Annotated in this window: 16 protein-coding genes; 6 read left to right on the top strand and 10 right to left on the bottom strand. The window is 64.7% G+C overall.

Going from position 1 to position 19,950, the window contains the following annotated elements:
- On the top strand, positions 1-1,086 hold a 1,086-nt coding region (locus EOA79_RS17395), incomplete at its 5' end, for a lysine--tRNA ligase (protein ID WP_164893874.1).
- On the opposite strand, the gene EOA79_RS17390 is transcribed toward EOA79_RS17395, so the two are convergent.
- Both EOA79_RS17390 and EOA79_RS17385 read right to left on the bottom strand, forming a co-directional pair.
- Positions 1,049-1,933 (bottom strand): thermonuclease family protein, encoded by an 885-nt coding sequence (locus EOA79_RS17390; RefSeq protein ID WP_245307476.1) that lies wholly within the window; start codon positions 1,931-1,933, stop codon positions 1,049-1,051. The two genes, EOA79_RS17395 and EOA79_RS17390, sit on opposite strands and share 38 nt — an antisense overlap.
- 10 nt (positions 1,934-1,943) lie before the next feature.
- On the bottom strand, positions 1,944-2,585 hold the full coding sequence (locus EOA79_RS17385; RefSeq protein WP_067322695.1) for a helix-turn-helix transcriptional regulator: 642 nt from the start codon (positions 2,583-2,585) through the stop codon (positions 1,944-1,946).
- Positions 2,586-3,101: 516 nt separating this feature from the next.
- Between EOA79_RS17385 and EOA79_RS33615 the strand changes: the two genes are divergently transcribed.
- The gene (locus tag EOA79_RS33615) at positions 3,102-3,425 is read left to right on the top strand and encodes a hypothetical protein (protein ID WP_206522096.1); all 324 of its coding nucleotides are present in this window, start codon (positions 3,102-3,104) and stop codon (positions 3,423-3,425) included.
- A gap of 12 nt (positions 3,426-3,437) precedes the next feature.
- Here the strand turns inward: EOA79_RS33615 and EOA79_RS17375 are convergent, their stop codons facing one another.
- The 7 genes from EOA79_RS17375 to EOA79_RS17345 all read right to left on the bottom strand — a co-directional run bounded on the left by EOA79_RS17375 (position 3,438) and on the right by EOA79_RS17345 (position 11,681).
- The gene (locus tag EOA79_RS17375) at positions 3,438-3,980 is read right to left on the bottom strand and encodes a thioesterase family protein (protein WP_095826067.1); all 543 of its coding nucleotides are present in this window, start codon (positions 3,978-3,980) and stop codon (positions 3,438-3,440) included.
- 9 nt (positions 3,981-3,989) lie between these two features.
- Complete coding sequence (locus tag EOA79_RS17370) at positions 3,990-6,209, bottom strand: 3-hydroxyacyl-CoA dehydrogenase NAD-binding domain-containing protein (RefSeq protein ID WP_095826068.1); 2,220 nt, start codon at positions 6,207-6,209, stop codon at positions 3,990-3,992.
- A 14-nt stretch (positions 6,210-6,223) separates the two neighbouring features.
- Positions 6,224-7,432, bottom strand: coding sequence for an acetyl-CoA C-acetyltransferase (locus EOA79_RS17365; RefSeq protein WP_128293121.1), 1,209 nt, complete (start codon positions 7,430-7,432; stop codon positions 6,224-6,226).
- 33 nt (positions 7,433-7,465) lie between these two features.
- Entirely contained in the window at positions 7,466-8,635 is a 1,170-nt protein-coding gene (locus tag EOA79_RS17360; RefSeq protein WP_095826069.1) for an acyl-CoA dehydrogenase family protein, read from the bottom strand.
- On the bottom strand, positions 8,632-9,075 hold the full coding sequence (locus EOA79_RS17355) for an endonuclease domain-containing protein (RefSeq protein WP_095826070.1): 444 nt from the start codon (positions 9,073-9,075) through the stop codon (positions 8,632-8,634). Before EOA79_RS17355 ends, EOA79_RS17360 begins: the two co-directional genes overlap by 4 nt.
- 117 nt (positions 9,076-9,192) lie before the next feature.
- Positions 9,193-10,989 carry an acyl-CoA dehydrogenase gene (locus EOA79_RS17350; protein WP_095826083.1) on the bottom strand — a complete coding sequence of 599 codons (1,797 nt, stop codon included), beginning with the start codon at positions 10,987-10,989 and terminating at the stop codon, positions 9,193-9,195.
- A 230-nt stretch (positions 10,990-11,219) separates the two neighbouring features.
- Positions 11,220-11,681, bottom strand: coding sequence for a MerR family DNA-binding transcriptional regulator (locus EOA79_RS17345; RefSeq protein ID WP_082980529.1), 462 nt, complete (start codon positions 11,679-11,681; stop codon positions 11,220-11,222).
- A gap of 463 nt (positions 11,682-12,144) precedes the next feature.
- Between EOA79_RS17345 and EOA79_RS17340 the strand changes: the two genes are divergently transcribed.
- The 4 genes from EOA79_RS17340 to EOA79_RS17325 all read left to right on the top strand — a co-directional run bounded on the left by EOA79_RS17340 (position 12,145) and on the right by EOA79_RS17325 (position 19,645).
- Positions 12,145-16,320: a peptidoglycan-binding protein gene (locus EOA79_RS17340; protein ID WP_095826071.1), complete on the top strand. Its 4,176-nt coding sequence runs from the start codon at positions 12,145-12,147 to the stop codon at positions 16,318-16,320.
- A 190-nt stretch (positions 16,321-16,510) separates the two neighbouring features.
- A complete protein-coding gene (locus EOA79_RS17335) occupies positions 16,511-17,428 on the top strand; it encodes a sulfite exporter TauE/SafE family protein (RefSeq protein ID WP_066996707.1) in 918 nt (305 codons plus the stop codon).
- Positions 17,428-18,216 carry a TIGR02186 family protein gene (locus EOA79_RS17330; RefSeq protein WP_067322676.1) on the top strand — a complete coding sequence of 263 codons (789 nt, stop codon included), beginning with the start codon at positions 17,428-17,430 and terminating at the stop codon, positions 18,214-18,216. Before EOA79_RS17335 ends, EOA79_RS17330 begins: the two co-directional genes overlap by 1 nt.
- Before the next feature lie 172 nt (positions 18,217-18,388).
- Positions 18,389-19,645, top strand: a complete 1,257-nt coding sequence (locus tag EOA79_RS17325) for an Hsp70 family protein (protein WP_095826490.1) — start codon at positions 18,389-18,391, stop codon at positions 19,643-19,645.
- 12 nt (positions 19,646-19,657) lie between these two features.
- Here EOA79_RS17325 and EOA79_RS17320 read toward each other — a convergent pair.
- Positions 19,658-19,950: LysR substrate-binding domain-containing protein (locus tag EOA79_RS17320; protein ID WP_245489892.1), on the bottom strand; the 293-nt coding region annotated here is incomplete at its 5' end.

Below are 19,950 nucleotides of genomic sequence, written 5' to 3'. Positions count from 1 at the left end.
GAGCGCCAGGCGACCTACAGCCCATTCCTGCCGATCTCGCCGAAAAGCGGCCGCGTGCTCTACGTGCCGATGAAGCATGTCGACGCCAAGGCCGGCACCATCACCTTCGACGACGAAGGCAGCGAGACCACGCTGCCGGTCACCGGCGGCCATGTGAAGCTGCAGTGGAAGCCGGATTTCGGCATGCGCTGGGCAGCGCTCGGCGTCGATTTCGAAATGTTCGGCAAGGACCACCAGACCAACGCGGCAATCTACGACCGCATCTGCAACATCCTCGGCGGCCGCGCGCCGGAGCATTTCGTCTACGAACTATTCCTCGACGAGAACGGCCAGAAGATCTCGAAGTCGAAGGGCAATGGGCTCACCATCGACGAATGGCTGACCTATGCGCCCACCGAGAGCCTCGGCCTCTACATGTACCAGCGGCCGCGGCAGGCCAAGAAGCTTTATTTCGACGTTATCCCGAAGGCGGTCGACGAATATTACGCCTTCCTGTCCGCCTATCCGCGCCAGGAGTGGAAGGAGCGGCTCGGCAACCCGGTCTGGCACATGCATGACGGCAATCCGCCGGCCATCGACCTGCCGGTCCCCTTCGCGCTGCTGCTCAATCTGGTCAGCGCCTCCAACGCGCATGACAAGGCGGTGCTGTGGGGTTTCATCTCGCGCCATGCGTCCGGGGTGACGCCGCAGACGCACCCCGAGCTCGACCGGCTGACCGGGTATGCCATCCGCTATTTCGACGACTTCGTGAAGCCGACCAAGGTCTATCGCGCCGCCGACGAGGTGGAGCGCGAGGCGCTGGCGAAGCTTTCGGAAGCGCTCGGCGAGCTGCCGCAGAGCGCGGACGGCGAGGCGATCCAGAACGCGGCGCTCAACGTCGCGCGGCGGATCGAGCGCTATCAGGACCATTCCAAGCAGAGCCCGGAAGGCGGACCCGGCGTGTCGGTCGCCTTCTTCCAGATGATCTATCAGGTGCTGATCGGACAGGAACGGGGGCCGCGTTTCGGCTCTTTCGCGGCGCTCTACGGCATTACGGAGACGCGCGCGCTCATTGAGCGGGCTCTGGCTGGTCAGCTGGCTGCGTAACGTCGCCATCTTCCGCCGGCAGGATGGAACTCGGCGCGGCGGGCGCCGGGCCGGTGGCGGCCGGCAATGCCGGCAGGCCGCCGAGATTCGGAGCGGCGCCGAAAATGCCTTTCCTCGCCGCGCGCGCCTTGTCGCCCGCCTCGACATAGGGGCCGCCTGGCGCCGCGCGGGCCCAGCCGTTTTCCACCAGCCACAGACCGACATCCTTGTTGCCGACCCAGCACTTGACCGCGATGGCCTTCTGCCCGTCTTGCGGCGGCACTGAGCAGACCAGGGTCCGGCCACGCAGGAAAGCGCGGAATGCCGTCCTGGCGCGAACCCCGCAGTCCCATGACTTGCCTTCGTCGCTGCAGGTCTCGTCCTCTTTGACGATGTCGATGCCCGACACGGCGATGGAATAATCCTTGGCCTTGATCAGGCCGGCGGCGGTGGCGACGGGCTGGAGCAACTTGGTGCCCTCCTCGCCATCCGGCAGTTTCGTTTTCCGCGGCCTGGGCGGACCGGCCAGCGCCAGATCGCTGAGCGGCGCGCGCGGCTCGACCCGTTCCAGTTCCTCGGCAGGCACTTCGGGTGGCGCCACCACGTCGGGATCGATCGCCCGCGAATGCGCCACCGGCTTCGGCGGCTGCGGCGCGGCAGGCGCCAGAATGGCGGACGTCGCCGGTTCCGCAGTTATCGATTCCCGAGGCGCCACATCGGCGTCTTGCCCCGGAAGTGCACTGGCCGGATCGATCTGATCGACCGCGACGACGCTTTCGCTGCCCTTCAGCGAGTGGCCTCCGGCGACGACCAGCGCCGCCATTGCCGGAACCGCCACAAGCGCCAGGGCAAGATGGAGGACCCGCACCAGCCCGGACCTACTGGCTTGCCCAGACGATCCGCGCCACCCACTCGACCTCGCTCATCGGGATATCGCGGTCCGGGTGAGCGGGGTTGAGCGAGACCAGCACAACCGACTTCGCGGTCTGCCGGTCGAGCACCTTGGCCATCACCTCGCCGGCGGTGGTCTTGACGACGACGCGGTCGCCCTTGCGCGTCGGCGCGCCCGGCTCGACGATCAGCACGTCGCCATTGCGGTAGAGCGGCAGCATGGAATCGCCCTGGACCTTCAGCGCATAGGAGGTTTCCGCCGCCCGCGCCGGAAGCTCGACCAGATCCCAGCCCTGCCCTGAGGGATAGCCGGCATCGTCGAAGAAACCGCCGGCACCGGCCTGGGCGAAGCCAAGCAGCGGCACGGCCATACGCGGCGGCGGCGCGGCGGAGGCACCGTGACCCTCAACCAGCACGGTGAATTCTTCCAGCGAGGCGCCGGTGGCCTCGATGATCTTGGCCAGCGATTCGGTCGAAGGCCAGCGCGGCCGGCCGTCGGAGGACAGGCGCTTGGATTTGTTGAAGGCGGTCGAATCGAGGCCCGCGCGGCGGGCGAGACCGGAAGCCGAGAGCGAATAGCGTTCGGCAAGAGCATCGATTGCGGCCCAGACGCGATCGTGTGAGAGCAAGTCCGCTCTCCTTCGAAAAACAGGAAAAAATGCCTCACTGCTGTCTAACGCGCGACCATTCAATTGTCCACCGGCGCGAACAGCGGATTGCAGAGAAAGTCGCCGCTTCCGCAAGATTGACGGGCTCGATCCTGAGCCGGGCGCCGGCACCGACCATGTCGCCGCGTGCGCGATGCATCGTTCGACCCCGGCCGAAACGTCTCGGTGCGCAAGCTTGGTAGGGTGCGGTCCTCGAATTACGAAGGACTGCTCATGTTGCCGAACCACCAATCCATCGCCCCATCCGTTCTGTATTTTGGGACGCCTGTCGTCCTGATGGTTACCCGAAACGATGACGGCCGCGTGGGCCTTGGGTTCATGCGTGGTCCTCGGCTTGAGTTCGGCGGCCCAGGGCGCCATCAATCTTCTGCGGGATGGCGAATGCACCCTCAATTTTCCCGCGGCCAGCCTCTGGGCGAATGTCGAACGGATCGCGCGCACCACGGGTGCGAATCCGTTCCACCCCATAAGGCCGAATTGGGGTTCGTTCATGAGGCCGACAAGTTCGCTTTAGGCGGTTTTGCGATCCAGCCCAGCGAATTGATCCTGACGCCGCGCATCGCAGAATGTCCCCTGCAGTTCGAAACACGCCTGCTGACCTGCCATCGCAGCGCGAAGCAGCAAGGCGCATCCTCGACGCACCTCATCATGGAGGTAGACGTGCAGCGAGTACATGCGCACAGCAGCATGCCGGGAACGAACCACATCGACACTGCGCGATGGAATCCGCTGTTCTATGTGTTCCGGCACTATTTTGGCGACGCGGTCGATCTGGGCAAAACCTTCCGGGCCGAACATTGAACGCTTGCTCGATCAGGCCCGCTTGGCCTCTTCGCGCAGGTTCCGGTGCGAGATCATGAATGCCCGCTCAGGCTCGGTCGGCGGGCGCGGTTCCGCCGAATTGCCGAGCGCCGCGACGACCTCCTCAATTTCGAGAAAGCGGCCACCGCGCCGGTCATAGACGCCGCCGGTGGTCAGGATCAGCGCCGCCGTCTCCCCATTGTCGAGGACGAAGCGGTGCTTGCCGATCACCGAAGTGCCTTCCCAGGTCTCGATCGACGACACCACCTCGAAGCGGCTCCACAGCCTGATCTCGCGCACATAGGCCGATTGCAGCCCGCCGATCATCGGCGCCCAGCCGTTCCGCCGCGCGAGCGCGACAAGACCGACGCGAAGAAAAACATCGATACGGCCAAGATCGGCCAGCATCATGTAACGGGCATTGTTGAGATGGCTGTTGAAATCGATGTCGGTCGGCAGGCAGCGAAAGACCAGCCGGCTCTGATCGCCGATTTGATAAGGGCCACGGCTACGCGCCGTGGCCATCATGCGCGCGAGGCGCCCCCAAACATACATCGGAGTTCGTCAGGCGGCCTTCTTGACCTCGCCCTTCTGGTAAGGGTCGAAGCGCTGGTAGAAAGTCTCGCCCTTCTCGGCCATGTCGAGCAAAAGCTTGGGCGCCTTGAACTCGGCCCCGTATTTCTTCTGCAGGCCCTTGGCGATCTTGACGAAACGCTTGGCGCCGATGCCGTCGATGTAGGAGAGCGCGCCGCCGGTGAACGGCGCGAAGCCGAAGGCGAGGATCGAGCCGACGTCCGCCTCGCGCGGATCGGTGACGATGCCCTCCTCCATGACGCGCACCGCCTCCAGGGCGATGGTGACCAGCAGGCGCTCTTTGAGCTCCTCGTAGTCGACCTTCTCGGGCTTCAGCTGCGGATAGAGATCCTTGAGACCCGGCCACAGCTTCTTCTTCGCCGGCTTGGCAGGATAGTCGTAGAAGCCCTTGCCGTTCTTGCGGCCGAAGCGGCCATGCGTGTCGACCATGGTGTTGATCAGCGCCATCTGCTTCGGGTCGACGGCTTTCTCGCCTAGATCCTTGATGGTCTGCTTCATGATCTTCTGGGCAAGGTCGATCGCCGTCTCGTCGGTCAGCGCCAGCGGGCCGACCGGCATGCCGGCGGCCTTGGCGGCGTTCTCGATCATCGCCGCAGGGACGCCTTCGATAAGCATCTTGTAGGCTTCCGACATATAGCGCAGCACGCAGCGATTGACGTAGAAGCCGCGCGTGTCGTTAACGACGATCGGCGTCTTCTTGATGGCGCGTACGAAGTCGATCGCGACGGCGAGCGCCTTGTCGCCGGTCTTCTTGCCGAGGATGATCTCGACCAGCATCATCTTGTCGACGGGCGAGAAGAAGTGGATGCCGATGAAGTTTTTCGGCCGCGCCGAGTTCTTCGCCAGCGAGGTGATCGGGATGGTCGAAGTGTTCGAGGCAAAGATCGCCGAGGACTTCAGCGCCGCTTCCGCCTTCTCGGTGGCGAGCTTCTTCACGCCTGAATCCTCAAACACCGCCTCGACGACAAGATCGCAGCCGGCAAGGTCGGCATAGTCGGCCGTCGGCGTGATCAGCGACAGCAACTTGTCTTTCTCTTCGGGCTTGGCGCGGCCCTTCTTCACCTGGTCCGAAATCAGGCCGTCGGAATGCGCCTTGCCCTTCTCGGCCGACTCCATGTCGCGGTCGAGCAGCACGACCGGAATGCCGGCCCTGGCCGTGACATAGGCAATGCCGGCGCCCATGAAGCCGGCGCCGAGTATGCCGATCTTCTTGAACTTGCTGTCCGGCACGCCGGTCGGGCGGCGCGCGCCCTTGTTCAGTTCCTGCAGCGACACGAAAAGCGAGCGGATCATCGCCGCCGCTTCCTTGGTCTGCATGATCTCGGTGAAGTAGCGCTGCTCGATCCGGAGCCCGGTGTCGAAGGGCACCAGCAGGCCCTCATAGACGCATTTCAGGATCGCGGCGGCCGCCGGATAGTTGCCAAAGGTCTCGCGGCGCAGGATGGCGATGGCCGGCGGCCAGAGATTGGCGCCGGCCGCCGAATAGATCGGACCGCCGGGCAGCTTGAAACCCTTTTCGTCCCATGGCGCCACCGGCTTCAGGCCGTTTTTGATCATCGCCTTGGCGGTCTCGACAAGCTTCTTCGGCTCGGCGATCTCGTGGATCAGGCCCATCGACTTCGCCTTTTGCGGCGTCAGATTCTGGCCGCTGGTCAGCATCTGCAGCGCCTGCTGCTGATCGGTCAGCCGCGGCACGCGCTGGGTGCCGCCGGCGCCCGGGAAGATGCCGATCTTCACCTCGGGAAGCGCCATCTTCACCTTGTCGGAATCGGCCGCGACGCGGCCGTGGCAGGCGAGCGACATCTCGAAGGCGCCGCCCATGCAGGTGCCGTTGATCGCCGACACCCACGGCTTGCCGCAGGTCTCGATCTTGCGGAACAGACCGGTCATGTAACCGGCATTGTCGAACAGCGCCTTGGTCGCCTTTTCGAGGTCGTTTTCCTTTTCGACGGCGAAGGTGGCGAGCATCTTCTGCAGCATGGTGATGTCGGCACCGCCGGAGAAGCTGTCCTTGCCGGAGGTGATGACCGCGCCTTTGATGGCGGCGTCGCCCGCCACACGATCGACGATGGCGTTGAGCTCGCGCATCGCCTCTTCGGTGAAGACGTTCATCGAGCGGCCCGGCATGTCCCAGGTGACCAGCGCGATCCCATCGGCGTCCATGTCGAGGGTGAAATTGGTGTAGCTCATCTTTTCTCTCCCCGTCAGACGCGTTCGATGATGGTGGCAGTGCCCATGCCGGCGCCGATGCAGAGCGTGACCAGCGCGGTGTTCAGGTCCCGGCGCTCCAGCTCGTCCAGCACCGTGCCGAAGATCATCGCGCCGGTGGCGCCGAGCGGATGGCCCATGGCGATCGCGCCGCCATTGACGTTGATCTGGTCATGCGGGATGTTGAAGGCCTGCATGTAGCGCAGCACAACGGAAGCGAAGGCCTCGTTGAGCTCGAAGAGGTCGATGTCCGACAGCTTCATTTTGGCACGCTTCAAGAGCTTTTCGGTGACGTCGACCGGGCCGGTCAGCATCAGCACCGGCTCGGAACCGATATTGGCGAACGAGCGGATGCGCGCGCGGGGCTTCAGGCCCATGGCCTTGCCGGCCTTCTTGGAGCCGAGCAGTACAGCAGCGGCGCCGTCCACGATGCCGGACGAGTTGCCGGCATGGTGGACGTGGTTCACTTCCTCGACTTCCGGATGCTTCTGCACGGCCACCGCATCGAACCCGCCCATCTCGCCCGGCATGACGAAGGACGGATTGAGCGAGGCGAGCGACTGCATGTCGGTCGAAGGCCGCATGTGCTCGTCACGGTCGAGGATGGTGAGGCCGTTCTGGTCCTTGATCGGGACCACCGAATTCTTGAAGCGGCCGTCGTCCCACGCCTTGGCGGCGCGCTTCTGGCTCTCGACGGCGTAAGCGTCGACGTCGTCGCGGCTGAACCCGTATTTCGTCGCGATCAGGTCGGCCGAGATGCCCTGCGGCACGAACCAGCCGGGAAGGCCGACGGAGGGGTCCATGAACCAGGCGCCGCCGGACATGCCCATGCCGACACGTGACATGGATTCTACGCCCCCGGCAATGACGATCTCGTCCGCGCCTTGCGCGATCTTGGCCGCGCCGAAATTGATGGCATCGAGTCCGGAAGCGCAGAAGCGCGATATCTGCATGCCGGGCGCCCTGGTGTCGTAGCCGGCCTCGAAGGCGGCGGCGCGCGGAATGACCGAGCCCGCTTCGCCGACCGGATCGACGCAGCCGAAGATGATGTCGTCGACCGTGCCGGTGTCGAGCGCGTTGCGGTCACGCAGCGCCTCAAGCGTCTTTGCCGCGAGCCGCACCGCCGGCACCTCGTGCAGCGAGCCATCCTTCTTGCCTCGGCCGCGCGGCGTGCGCACGGCGTCATAGACATAAGCTTCGGCCATTTTCGTGCTCCTTGGATTTGCCGGTCGCTGCGCTCACAGAGAGCGCCCGATCAGCAATTTCATGATCTCGTTGGTGCCGCCGTAGATGCGCTGGACGCGGGCGTCGCGGAACATGCGGGCGATCGGATATTCGTTCATGTAGCCATAGCCGCCATGCAGTTGAAGGCATTCGTCGACGACTTTGCCCTGCAGGTCGGACAGCCAGTATTTGGCCATAGAGGCGGTGAACGGGTCGAGGCCGCCGTCGATGTGGCGGGCGACGCAGTCGTTGTAGAAGACGCGGCCGATCGTGGCCTCGGTCTTCAGCTCGGCCAGCTTGAACTGGGTGTTCTGGAAATCGATGATCGCCTTGCCGAAGGCCTTGCGCTCCTTGACGTAGTCGATGGTAAGCGCCAGCGCCCGCTCGATCATGGCGATCGCGCCGGTGCCGATCTGCAGCCGCTCCTGCGGCAATTGCTGCATCAGCTGGACGAAGCCCTTGCCTTCCTCATGGCCGAGCAGGTTGGAGGTCGGCACGCGCACGTCGTTGAAGAACAGCTCGGAGGTGTCGTTGGCCTTGAGCCCTATTTTGTCGAGGTTGCGACCGCGTTCGAAGCCCTCGACCTCGTCGGTCTCGACGACGATCAGCGAGGTGCCCTTGGCGCCCTTGTCCGGATCGGTCTTGGTGACAACGATGATCAGGTTGGCAAGCTGGCCGTTGGTGATGAAGGTCTTGGAGCCGTTGATTTTGTAGTGATTGCCGTCCTTCTCGGCACGGGTCTTGACGCCCTGAAGGTCGGAGCCGGCGCCGGGCTCGGTCATAGCGATGGCGCCGATCAGCTCCCCGGTCGCCAGTTTCGGCAGCCATTTTTCTTTCTGCTCCTCGGAGCCGTAATGCAGGATGTATGGCGCGACGATCGAGTTGTGCAGGCCGATGCCGAAGCCGTCGACCCCGACGTGGCCGATAGCCTCGATGATGGCGCTCTCATGCGCGAAGGTGCCGCCGGAGCCGCCATATTTCTCCGGCATAGAGGCGCAGAGCAGGCCGGCGGCGCCCGCCTTCAGCCAGCTCTCGCGGTCGAAAATCTCGTTCTTCTCGAACTCTTCGTAGCGCGGCGCGATCTCCTCCGACATGAAGCGGCTCGCCATCTCGTAGAGCATGCCGACTTCGTCCGCCGCCCAGGCGGGCTTCGGCAGGCCAAGAACTTCGGCTGGATTTGTCATGCTGTTTCCTCCACTGCGCCGGCGTCCCCCTCCCCCTTAAGGGGAGGGTGGCCGCGAAGCGGCCGGGAGGGGTCGCCGATGAGGTGCTCGGCCTTGTCCTTAACAAACTGCGCCACATGCCATGCACTGTTAATGACATCAGGCTCATCAATCCTGACAACGACATACCCGAGTGACGGCAAACAGGCGTCGCGGTTCACATCATGACGTCTGCCAGCTTCGGTTTCGTGCAGGTCGCCGTCGACCTCGACGATCAGTTTGACCTTCGGGCAGACGAAATCGACAATGTACGGGCCGATCGGCGATTGCCGCCTGAACTTCAGGCCATCAGCCGTCAGCTCGCGCAATTCGTACCACAGCAGGGACTCGGCCTTCGCCGTGTGCAGACGAAGCGAGCACGCTTTCTGTCGCATCTCGAAACTGACCCGCGTGCGGGGCATTGTGTTAGTCCTTCTCCCAGGGTGCGTCGCCAGAATTGGCGTCGAGTTCGTCGCGGGCGACCCCTCCCGGCCCTTCGGGCCACCCTCCCCTCAAGGGGAGGCGGACGCCGAGCATTTCTAGAACGCTTCCGCCGGCAGCGCCATTAGCGTATCCGCGCCACTGGAAATGCGGGCGAGGCGCGTCGCGCTCTCCGGCATGATCCGCTCCATGAAGAAGCGCGCCGTCACCAGCTTGTTGTCGTAGAACGACGCGGCCCCATTGGCACCTTCGGCGAGCTTCGTTTGGGCGGCCTTGGCCATCTGGCCCCACATGTAGCCCAATGCCACCAGGCCGAAGAGATGCATGTAGTCGGTCGAGGCGGCGCCCGCATTGTCGGGCTTGGCCATGGCATTCTGCACCAGCCACATGGTCGCCGCCTGCAGGTCGTTGAGGCCCTTCTTCAGCGCCTTGGTGAAGGGCGCCATCTTGTCGTCAGCGCGGTTTTCCTCGCAGAATTCGCCGACCTCCTTGAAGAAGGCCTGCACGGCGCGGCCGCCATTCTGCGCCAGCTTGCGGCCGACCAGATCAAGCGCCTGAATGCCGTTGGCGCCTTCATAGATCATGGCGATGCGGGCATCGCGGACGAACTGGCTCATGCCGTGTTCTTCGATGTAGCCGTGGCCGCCGAACACCTGCTGCGCCATCACGGCGTGATCGAAGCCCTTGTCAGTCAGCACGCCCTTGACCACCGGCGTCAGCAGACCGGTGTAGTCGTCGGCCGACTGGCGGTCCCTTTCGTCACCGGAGCGGTGCGCGACGTCCGACTTGATCGCCGTCCACAGCGCCAGCGCTCGGCCGCCCTCGTTGAACGCCTTCATGGTCATCAGCGAGCGGCGGATATCGGGATGGACGATGATCGGGTCGGCCTTCTTGTCCAGTGCCTTGATGCCCGACAGCGAGCGCCCCTGGAGGCGGTCCTTGGCGTAAGACACCGCGTTCTGATAGGCGATCTCCGAGACCGAGAGCCCTTGCAGACCAACGCCCAGGCGGGCCTCGTTCATCATCGTGAACATGGCCTTCAGGCCACCGTTCAACTCGCCGAGCAAAGTGCCTTCGGCCTCGTCATAGTTCATGACGCAGGTCGAGTTGCCGTGGATGCCCATCTTCTCCTCGATCGAGCCGCAGGAGAGCGCGTTGCGCGCGCTGACATTGCCCGAGTCGTCGAGCTTGAACTTCGGCACGATGAACAGCGAGATGCCTTTGACGCCTTCCGGCGCCCCTTCGACGCGGGCCAGCACCAGATGGACGATGTTGTCGGCCATGTCGTGCTCGCCGGCGGAGATGAATATCTTCTGGCCGGAAATCCTGTAGGTGCCGTCGCCATTGGGCACCGCCTTGGTGCGCAGCAGGCCGAGATCGGTGCCGCAATGCGGCTCGGTGAGATTCATGGTGCCGGTCCAGGCGCCCTCGATCAGCCTGGGCAACCAGGTGGCCTTCTGCTCGTCCGTGCCATGGGTGACAATGGCCGCGATCGCGCCCTGCGTGAGGCCGGGATACATCATCAGCGCCATATTGGCGGACACCATGTATTCGGAGACCGCGGTGTGGACTGTATAGGGCAGACCCTGGCCACCGAACTCGGCCGGTGCCGCTAGGCCCATCCAGCCGCCCTCGCGATACTGGCTGAAAGCGTCCTTGAATCCCTTGGGCGTGGTCACGCTACCGTCTTCATGGCGCACGCAGCCTTCCATATCGCCGACCCGGTTCAGCGGATGCATGACGTTTTCGGCTAGCTTGGCGCCTTCGGCAAGAATCGCCTCGACGACGTCCGGCGTAGCGTCCGAGAAGCCCGGAAGATTAGAATAGCGCTGGTAGCCGAGCACGTCGTTGAGCACGAACAGCGTGTCCTGGACGGGCGCCCTGTAGATCGTCATGCCTTCCTCCACCCTTGCGGTCCCGGCCGGCCAGCAAGTTTCCGATCCGGATGTGGATGGGAGGCCGAGCCAATGTCGATGCCCCCGATAGCAAATATTGACGTTTGCGTAAACGTCAACTTCGTCGCAGCCCGAAATTTTTGATTAGCGCTCGCTCCAAGGCAACAAAAAAGCCGCGCGGCTGCAGCCACGCGGCTTTCTCTATCCTAGGCTATGCCGTTAGCGTGAGATCAGCCGGCGGCGCTTGCCTGCGGCGCGGCCCGCTCGGCCAGCATCTGGCGAACGATCGCCATCGAATTGCTCAGGTCGCTGATAGCCTCATCGATCAGCGCGCGCTGCTTCTGCAAGCGGGCAAGCTGCTTCTCGGACTTGTCGAGCGCCAGCCGCAACTGCTTGGTGTTGGATCCGGTCGGATCGTAAAGATCCATCATCTGCTTGACGTCCCGCAGCGAGAAACCGACCTTGCGGCCGAGCAGGATCAGCTTCAGCCGGGCCTTGTCGCGGCGCGTGTAGAGACGGGTCGAGCCGTCGCGCTTCGGATTGAGCAGGCCCTTGTCCTCGTAGAATCGCAGCGTGCGCAAGGTCACGCCGTACTTCTTGGCCATCTCGCCGATACGGACGAATTCTTCGTCGGTCTCGACCGATATGTGATTGCTATTGGCCGCGGCTTCGCCGGGCGAAACAAGTTTCATGGTCACTGGCTTTCCCCTGATGGCGTCGCGGTCACGGACCAAAACGTCGCCTGAGTGGAAGCGGGGGCGTGCTTCCAATCGTGGTTTCGACAATTCAATCGCAAGAGGCACGGCTTCGCACCTTTTACGTTTACGTCAATTCTATACCGACAGCCGGCACCTGACGCAAGGGCGTTGTCGGAAACACTCCTTTATGCCGCACTCGGATGCCATTGGGGCGGGCGGGTCAGGATTATGCGCCACTTCTTAAGCTTGGTTAACGCCTTGTTTACCACGTTGGGCGAAATGTGCGCATGTCGGTCACCCGTGTTTATCCTGTAGCGAATTTTTCACGGTTTTCGAAGCGTGGGTGAGAAACCCGGGAAGCCCGTCTTCCTCCGCAGCAAAACCGCGCGGACGCCTTCGTTCCCGGCAGACTCTGGGAAACCGGTCTCAGCCGGTCATTCTGAACACGGGCGCATCGATGAACAGCAAGCGGTCCTATCTCGATACACTCAACGCCGGTAGGCAGCGCCGGTCGCAGACCTCGCTGGAGGATCTGAGCCGCTCGCTCGAAACGCTGGAGCAGCGGCTGGAGCGGACGCGCAGCGACACGCCCGAGCGCCCCGATCCGCGGCGGCCGGCCCCCGAGCCGCGCTATGCGGCCGCGCAACCTTATGGTTCGCCCCGCTGGTACGAGGAACCCTACACCACGCAGAGGGACCAAAATCGCGGACCGCAAAACCGCGGGTCGCAGAACCCGGCGGCCGCAGCTTCCGACTTCGGCCCCAATTATCAGGCCATTGCCCGCGACATCGACCGGGTGCGCGGACAGGAAGATGGCGTCGCGATGGTTGGCAAGATCGCGGTCGAATTGCGCGGACTGCGCGAGGAGTTGCGCCATCAGATGACCGCCGGCCTGCAGCGCGAATTCGACGCGCTGCGTCAGGATATCGATCGCGCCATGCAGGCGGCGAGCCAGCATGGTGCCCCCGCCGACAAGAACAGCGCCGAGCTCGGCCTCGAGTTCGAACGGCTTTCCGGCGCCATCCACACGCTTGCCGAAAAAAGCGACGATCGCAGCGTCAACCTGCTGCGGCTGGAGTTGGAGCAGGTCAAGGCGGCGCTCGACACGCTGGCGCGCGAGGAAAGCGTGCGGGCCGTCGACCAAAGCGTGCAGGCCGTCGACCGCCGCTGGGACGATTTCGATCGCCGCTGGAGCGCCTTCGAGGATCGCGTCGACGCCGACCAGCGCCAGCGCGCCGAGGGTCCCAACCTTTCGGCGCTGACCGACCGCCTCGAACAGATCAGCAGCGCGGTCAACAACCTGCCGCAATCGCTGTCGCTCGCCTCGCTGGAGGAAAAGGTGCGCACCCTCGCCGGAGCGGTCGACCGTTTCGCCAGCCAGCAAACGATGCGCGGCGGCGAGACGCTTGCCATGATCGACGAGCGGCTGGACGAGATCTCGCGCGCCATCGTCGCCTCGACGGTGGCCGCGCAGGCCAATGCCTTCGATCCGGAAACCTTCGGGCGAATCGAGAAACGGATCGCCTCGCTGGCGGAGCAGATCGAGGAGGTCGCGCAGTCGCGTCCCGGCGCCGAGGTCATCGACCGCCTCAACCTTCTGTCCAGCCGTGTGGACGAGCTCGCCGGGCGCGCCCATCTGCCGGAGCAGGCGATGGAGCGTCTCGGCAAGCAGATTGCTTTGATCACCGACAAGATAGACCGCGCGCCGGCGATGCCCGACGCCGACCACATCTTCCAGGGCCTGGAGCAGCGCTTCGACGCGCTGTCCACGCTCCTCGAGCGCCGCCAGGGTGATGCCATCGAGCAGAGCAACCTGCTGTTCCGCGAACTCGAGCGGCGGCTGGACGAAGTCGCCGACAGGCTCGACCAGCGCATGCGGCAGGACGACGGCGCTGGCATCATGGAGGCGATCGACGCCCGCTTCACCGCGCTTGCCAAGCGCATCGAGACGCGCGCGCCCGATCCCGCCAACGAGATGGCGATCCGTGGCCTGGAAAGCCGGCTCGAGGACATCTCCAGCCGGCTGGAATCCTCCGCCGCGCAGGTCGCCGGCATTGATCCGGCACTGATCCGCAGCCTTGAGTCGCAGGTGACCGCCCTTTCGGCGCATCTTTCGAAGCCGAGCGCACCGCTTCCCGATTTCGAGGACATCAGCCCTCGCCTCGACGAGATCGAGAAGTCGCTGGCCGGCACGCGCGATTCCATCCTCACCGTCGCGCGCGAGGCTGCGGAGAACGCCGTGCGGTCCCTGGGCGAATCGAGTTCCGGCACGGCTGCTTCCAACGCAGCCGCCGTGAGCGGGCTCGCGCAGGACCTGAAGACGCTCGAAGCGCTCACCCGCCGTTCCGACGAGCGCAATTCGCGCACGTTCGAGGCGATCCACGACACGCTGCTCAAGATCGTCGACCGGCTCGGCTCGCTGGAGGCCGAAGGTCCCAGTGAAGCGGTCAGCGAACTGATCGACCCGCAGCCGGGCGGCAAGCGGGCCGCCCGCACCGGCAAGATCGCCGTCCAGGACGCGCCGTCGATGGATATCGACCAGCCGCTGCCACTGACCGGAGACATCGCCGATCTCGATGCGCGCGCCGCCTCCATCCTGCGCCACGATCCGGTTTCGCGAAACGAGCCGGCTGCACCGGGCGAACCTGTTACGCGTAGCGACCCTGTTACGCGTGGCGAATCTGTTACGCGTGGCGAACCTGTAATGCGCGGCGAAGCTGCCGCTCGCACGCCCGCCGAGGCCGCGGCCGCCGCCGCAATGGCTGCGCTCGGATCGGACGAAATTGGCGAGAAGGCTGAGACCACCGGCCGCAAGAAGTCGATGTTCAGCGGACTGGCGCGTGCCTTCAAGGGCAAGAAGAACGAGGACACGCCGCCGCTTGCCGGCTCGGCACCGGCCGGCGACGTTCCGACCGTCGACATCGACGAACCGCTCGATCCGAGAGCCGCCAACCGGCCGCTCGAACCTGGTTCCGGCGCGCCGGACCTCAACGCCATCATGAAGCGCGTGCGCGACGAGCGCGGCGGTCAGCCGGCCAAGCGCAGCGAGACAGATGCCGCCAAATCCGATTTCATCGCGGCCGCCCGCCGCGCGGCGCAGGCCGCCGCCGCGGAAGCCGACGCGCTGAAGCGGCAGTCGACGATGACCGGCCCGGTGAAGGCGCTCAGAATCGGCGATCTGCTCAAGGCGCGGCGGAAGCCCATCCTGATGGCGGCGGCCGCGATCATGATGGCACTGGCCGGCCTGCAGCTCGGCAAGGCCTTCTTCTCCGACCCCGCGCCGGTCGCCAGCAACGACGTCGCGCCGATGGTCTCCACCCAATCGGTCGAAACCGCCTCGCTCGATGTCATCACACCCAAGCCCGACACGGGCACTGCGAAGCCCGAGAGCGCGCCGACGCGTGCCGTCAGGCAGGCCGAGCCGTCGAAGGACGATCCAACGCCACAGGCCGCCTTTCAGCCATCCGCACCCGAAATACCCGCGGCCGCGGCGCCAGCCGAACCGGCGCCTGCTCCGGCGACTCCGTCCGCGCCAGCCCGGCCCGCGCCGATGGCTTCGGCGACACCGTCGGAGCCAGTCTCTCCGGCTGCGAACGGGCCTGCCATGGACACGGACGGCGACGCGCAACCCACCATCGGCCCGCCGCCGGCGAGCACAGCAATGCCCGGTGCCGCCGCAGCCGGTGCTTCCTCGGCCGGCACGCCGGCAACCACGTCCGCCGATACCACGGGCACCGTCTCGCCGGGCGGCGGCCAGACGGCAAGTTCGGCCACCAAGATCGATGTCCCGGCCGATATCGGTCCGGTGGCGCTGCACGACGCGGCCGCAGGCGGTGACGCCAAGGCGCTGTTCGAGATCGGCTCGCGCTACGCGGAATCGCGCGGCGTCAAGGAAGACATGGCGGCGGCCGCCAAATGGTATGAGAAATCCGCCGAACTGGGCTTCGCACCGGCCGAATACCGCATCGGCAATTTTTACGAGAAGGGCATCGGCGTCGCGCGCGACATCAAGAAAGCCAAGACCTATTACCAACTCGCGGCGGAACAGGGCAACGCCAGCGCCATGCACAATCTGGCGGTTCTGTTCGCGATGGCGGCGGACGGCGTGACCGACAATGAGTCGGCGGCGCACTGGTTCCAGGAGGCGGCCGGCCTCGGCGTCAAGGACAGCCAGTTCAATCTCGGCATCCTTTCGGCCAAGGGCGTCGGCATGAAGCAGAACCTGGAGGAATCCTACAAATGGTTCGCTCTCGTCGCCAAGACCGGCGACAAGGACGCTGCGGCCAAACGCGACGAGATCGCCAATGCGCTCAGGCCCGAGCAGCTCGAGCGGGCGCGCGCCGCCACGGACCTGTGGAAGGCCAAGCCGCTCAACGCGGCCAGCAACTCGGCCGACATTCCGGAATCCTGGCAGGACAGCACGCCGCAGACCACCGCCGGCATCGACATGAAGAAGGCGGTGAAGAACATCCAGCTGATCCTCAATAAGAACGGCTATGATGCCGGCGGCGCCGACGGCGTTATGGGCGACAAGACCAAGAACGCGATCATGGCCTTTCAGACCGACAACAAGATGAAGCCGACCGGCGAGATCGACGCGCCACTCGTCAAGGCGCTGCTTGCGCACAAATAACGGCAGGCGCGTCGCTTCCGCGACGGCTTGCCACAGATTTGCCTGTTAACTGATTGAGACGGTTTTCGTTTCGGCGCGGCGCCGGGGTTTGACCCCGGCGCCGCGCCGCGCAAGAAAAAATTGGCTTTTCGGTGCGAAACTGCCGGGGACGGCGGCATTCGCCGACAGGCAAACTGATCGAGACAGACGGGTGGGCATCTATCTCCCGATCGCGGAAATTTCCGTCAACGTGTTCGTGCTGCTCGCGATGGGCGCGGCGGTGGGTTTCCTGTCGGGCATGTTCGGGGTCGGCGGCGGCTTCCTGATCACGCCGCTCCTGATCTTCTACAACATCCCGCCGGCGATCGCGGTGGCCACGGGGGCCAACCAGGTCATAGCCTCCTCCTTCTCCGGCGCGCTGTCGCACTTCAAGCGCGGCACGCTCGACTTCAAGCTCGGCGGAGTGCTTCTGGCCGGCGGCATTGTCGGCTCGACCGCCGGCATCTATGTCTTTGCGCTGCTGCGCCGGCTCGGCCAATTGGACCTCTTCATTTCGCTGCTCTACGTCGCGCTGCTCGGCACCGTTGGCGGGCTGATGCTGGTCGAGAGCGTCAACGCGCTGCGCGCCTCGCGCAGCGGCGCGGCGCCGGTGCTGAAGAAATCCGGCCAGCACAACTGGATCCACCGGCTGCCGTTCAAGATGCGCTTCCGCGCCTCGAAGCTGTTCGTCAGTATCATCCCGGTGCTCGGCCTCGGCGCGGCAATCGGCTTCCTGTCGTCGATCATGGGCGTCGGCGGCGGCTTCATCATGGTGCCGGCGCTGATCTACCTGCTCAAGGTGCCGACCAACGTCGTTATCGGCACCTCGCTGTTCCAGATCATCTTCACCTCGGCCTACACCACGCTGGTGCATGCCACGACGAACCAGACGGTCGACGTGATCCTGGCCTTCCTGCTGATGGCGGGCGGCGTTGCCGGCGCGCAATATGGCGCCAAGGCGGGCCAGCGGCTGCGGGGCGAGCAGTTGCGGGCGCTTCTGGCGCTGTTGGTTCTGGCCGTCGCCATCCGTCTGGCCATCGACCTCTTCGTGACGCCTCCCAATCGCTATTCGCTCGCGGGCCTGACCTGATGGGGCCGTTGAGAGCGTTCGCAGCCGCCATCCTGTCGCTCGCTGCCGCAGCACTGCCGGCGGCGGCACAGACGCCGGCGACGGAAAGCATCCAGATCGGCCTGTCGACCGACGCCATTTCGATTACCGCCGGGTTTTCCGGCGCTGACCTCACCATTTTCGGCTCGCTCGAAAATCCCGATCCGCTGATCGCGCGCCAGGGACGCTACGATGTCATCGTCGTGCTGGAGGGTCCCGCCCGCCCCGTCGTCGTGCGCCGCAAGGACAGGGTGCTCGGCGTCTGGATCAATCTGGAATCGGAGACTTTCGAGAACGTGCCGGTATCCTACTCGGTGGCGACGACCCGCCCGCTGCAGGACATCACCGAGCCGAACAGCTACAAGCAGCTGTCGCTCGGCGCTTCGAACCTCTACATGCAACCGGCCGAGCCCAGCGACAGCCCGATCACGATCGAGGAATTCACCTCGGCACTTCGCGAGCGCAAGACGGCGACCGGCCTTTACAGCGAGAATGTCGGGGGCGTCCAGTTCCTGTCGCAGAACCTGTTCCGCGCCACCGTCCGGCTCGCGCCCAACATCCCGGTCGGCACCCATAAGGCACGCGCCTTCCTGTTCAAGAGCGGCATGTTCGTGAAGGAGAGCTCGGCCCAGCTCGAAATCCGCAAGTCCGGTTTCGAACAGTCGATCTTCCGCGTCGCGCACGACTATTCCTTCCTCTACGGCGTGTTCGCCGTGTCCCTTGCCATGCTCACCGGCTGGCTCGGACGCATCGTTTTCCGCAAGGATTGACGTTTTTCGCGCGAATGAGGGTTCCCCTGTTCCCGGATTTGGGATAAGTCGCCGCCTCCCAACTCGGGGACAAGCACACATTCAATTCGGCAGAGCGGTCCGGCGACCGGGTGACGGCGCGTTTTTCGACGCCGGCGATGCGCTGCGACGAAACCAATGACAGGAGGCTGCTATGCATCCAGCATTCGGCGGCATCGATTTCGGCACGTCCAATTCCACAGTGGGCGTGATCCGCCACGGCCGGGCGCAACTGGTAGCACTGGAGGGCGAACAGCCCACCTTGCCGAGCGCCGTCTTCTTCAACTTCGAGGACGGCCACACCTATTTCGGCCGCCGCGCAATCGCCGACTACACCGACAGCGTGGAGGGCCGGCTGATGCGCTCGCTGAAAAGCGTTCTCGGCAGCTCGCTCGCCAACGAGAAGACGCGCATCAAGGCGCGCCTGATCGGCTTCACCGACATCATCGGCTTATTCATCAGCCATTTGAAGAAGCGGCTGGAAGAGGATGCCGGCGGCCCGGTCGAACGCGTCGTGCTCGGCCGCCCCGTGCAGTTCGTCGATGACGATGCCGACGCCGACGCCAAGGCGCAAAGCGAGCTCGAAAAGGCGGCGCGCGCACAAGGGTTCAAGCACATCGCCTTCCAGTTCGAGCCGATCGCGGCGGCGCTCGACTACGAACAGAACGTCGCCCGTGAAGAGTTGGCGCTGATCGTCGACATGGGCGGCGGCACCTCCGACTTCTCGATCGTGCGCGTCTCGCCGGAGCGCGCCCGCTCGGACGACCGCAAGGGCGACATATTGGCCAATCGCGGCATCCATATCGGCGGCACGGATTTCGACCGGCTGCTTAGCATCGCCCATATCATGCCCGAGCTCGGCTATCTGACCCCGACCAAGGACGGCAAGCGCAATCTGCCGGCAAGTTATTTCATCGACCTCGCCACCTGGCAGCGCATCAATCTCATTTACACTGCGAAGGCGATGTCGGATTTGAAGCAGATCCGCTTCGAAGCCGAGCGCGCCGATCTCGTCGACCGCTTCATCCACATTGTCGAGCATCGTTACGGCCATGCGATGGCCGGCCTGGTCGAACGGGCCAAGATCGCGCTGACAGAACATTCCTGGGCCGAGGTGAAGGTGTCGCTGCCCGGCGTACGCTTCGCGGCCGGGATCACGCGCGCCGGCCTGGAAGAGACGATCGGCGGCGATATCGAACGGGTGGCCGCGACGGTCAGGCAAACGATTGCCGACGCAGGCGTTCCCGCTTCGGCCATCACCGCTGTGTTCCTCACCGGCGGTTCGACGGCGATCCCGCTGGCAAAGCGGCGGATCCTTTCGCTGGTGCCGCAGGCCTCGGTTATCGAAGGCGATATGTTCGGCTCGGTCGGGCTTGGGCTCGCGCTTGATGCGCGGCGCAAATTCGCCTGACGCTTCCTTGCTCTAGCCCCTCCCCGTTGACGACGCGTTCTGCTTGCCGGTGAGATGCGCCTTGAGCGCCATTTGCGCGAGGCTCGCCTGCCGGTCGCGATGGGTAATCATGGCGAAATCGCGTTTCGGCAGAATGACCGGCACGGATCGCAAGCTGCCTTCCGCCAGCGAACGCGCAATGACGAGCTCGGAAATTATAGTCGCGCCGGCACCAGCCTCCACCGCCTGACGCACAGCCTCGTTGCTGGGCAGAACAAGAAAGATCTGCAACTCCGCCGGCGGAACCCCTTCACTGCGCGCAAAAT

The sequence above is a fragment of the Mesorhizobium sp. M1A.F.Ca.IN.020.03.2.1 genome (assembly GCF_004023205.1).
Classification (GTDB): domain Bacteria; phylum Pseudomonadota; class Alphaproteobacteria; order Rhizobiales; family Rhizobiaceae; genus Mesorhizobium.
The sequence above is the reverse complement of the archived record's forward strand: the minus strand, read 5'-3'. Positions and strand labels throughout refer to the sequence as shown.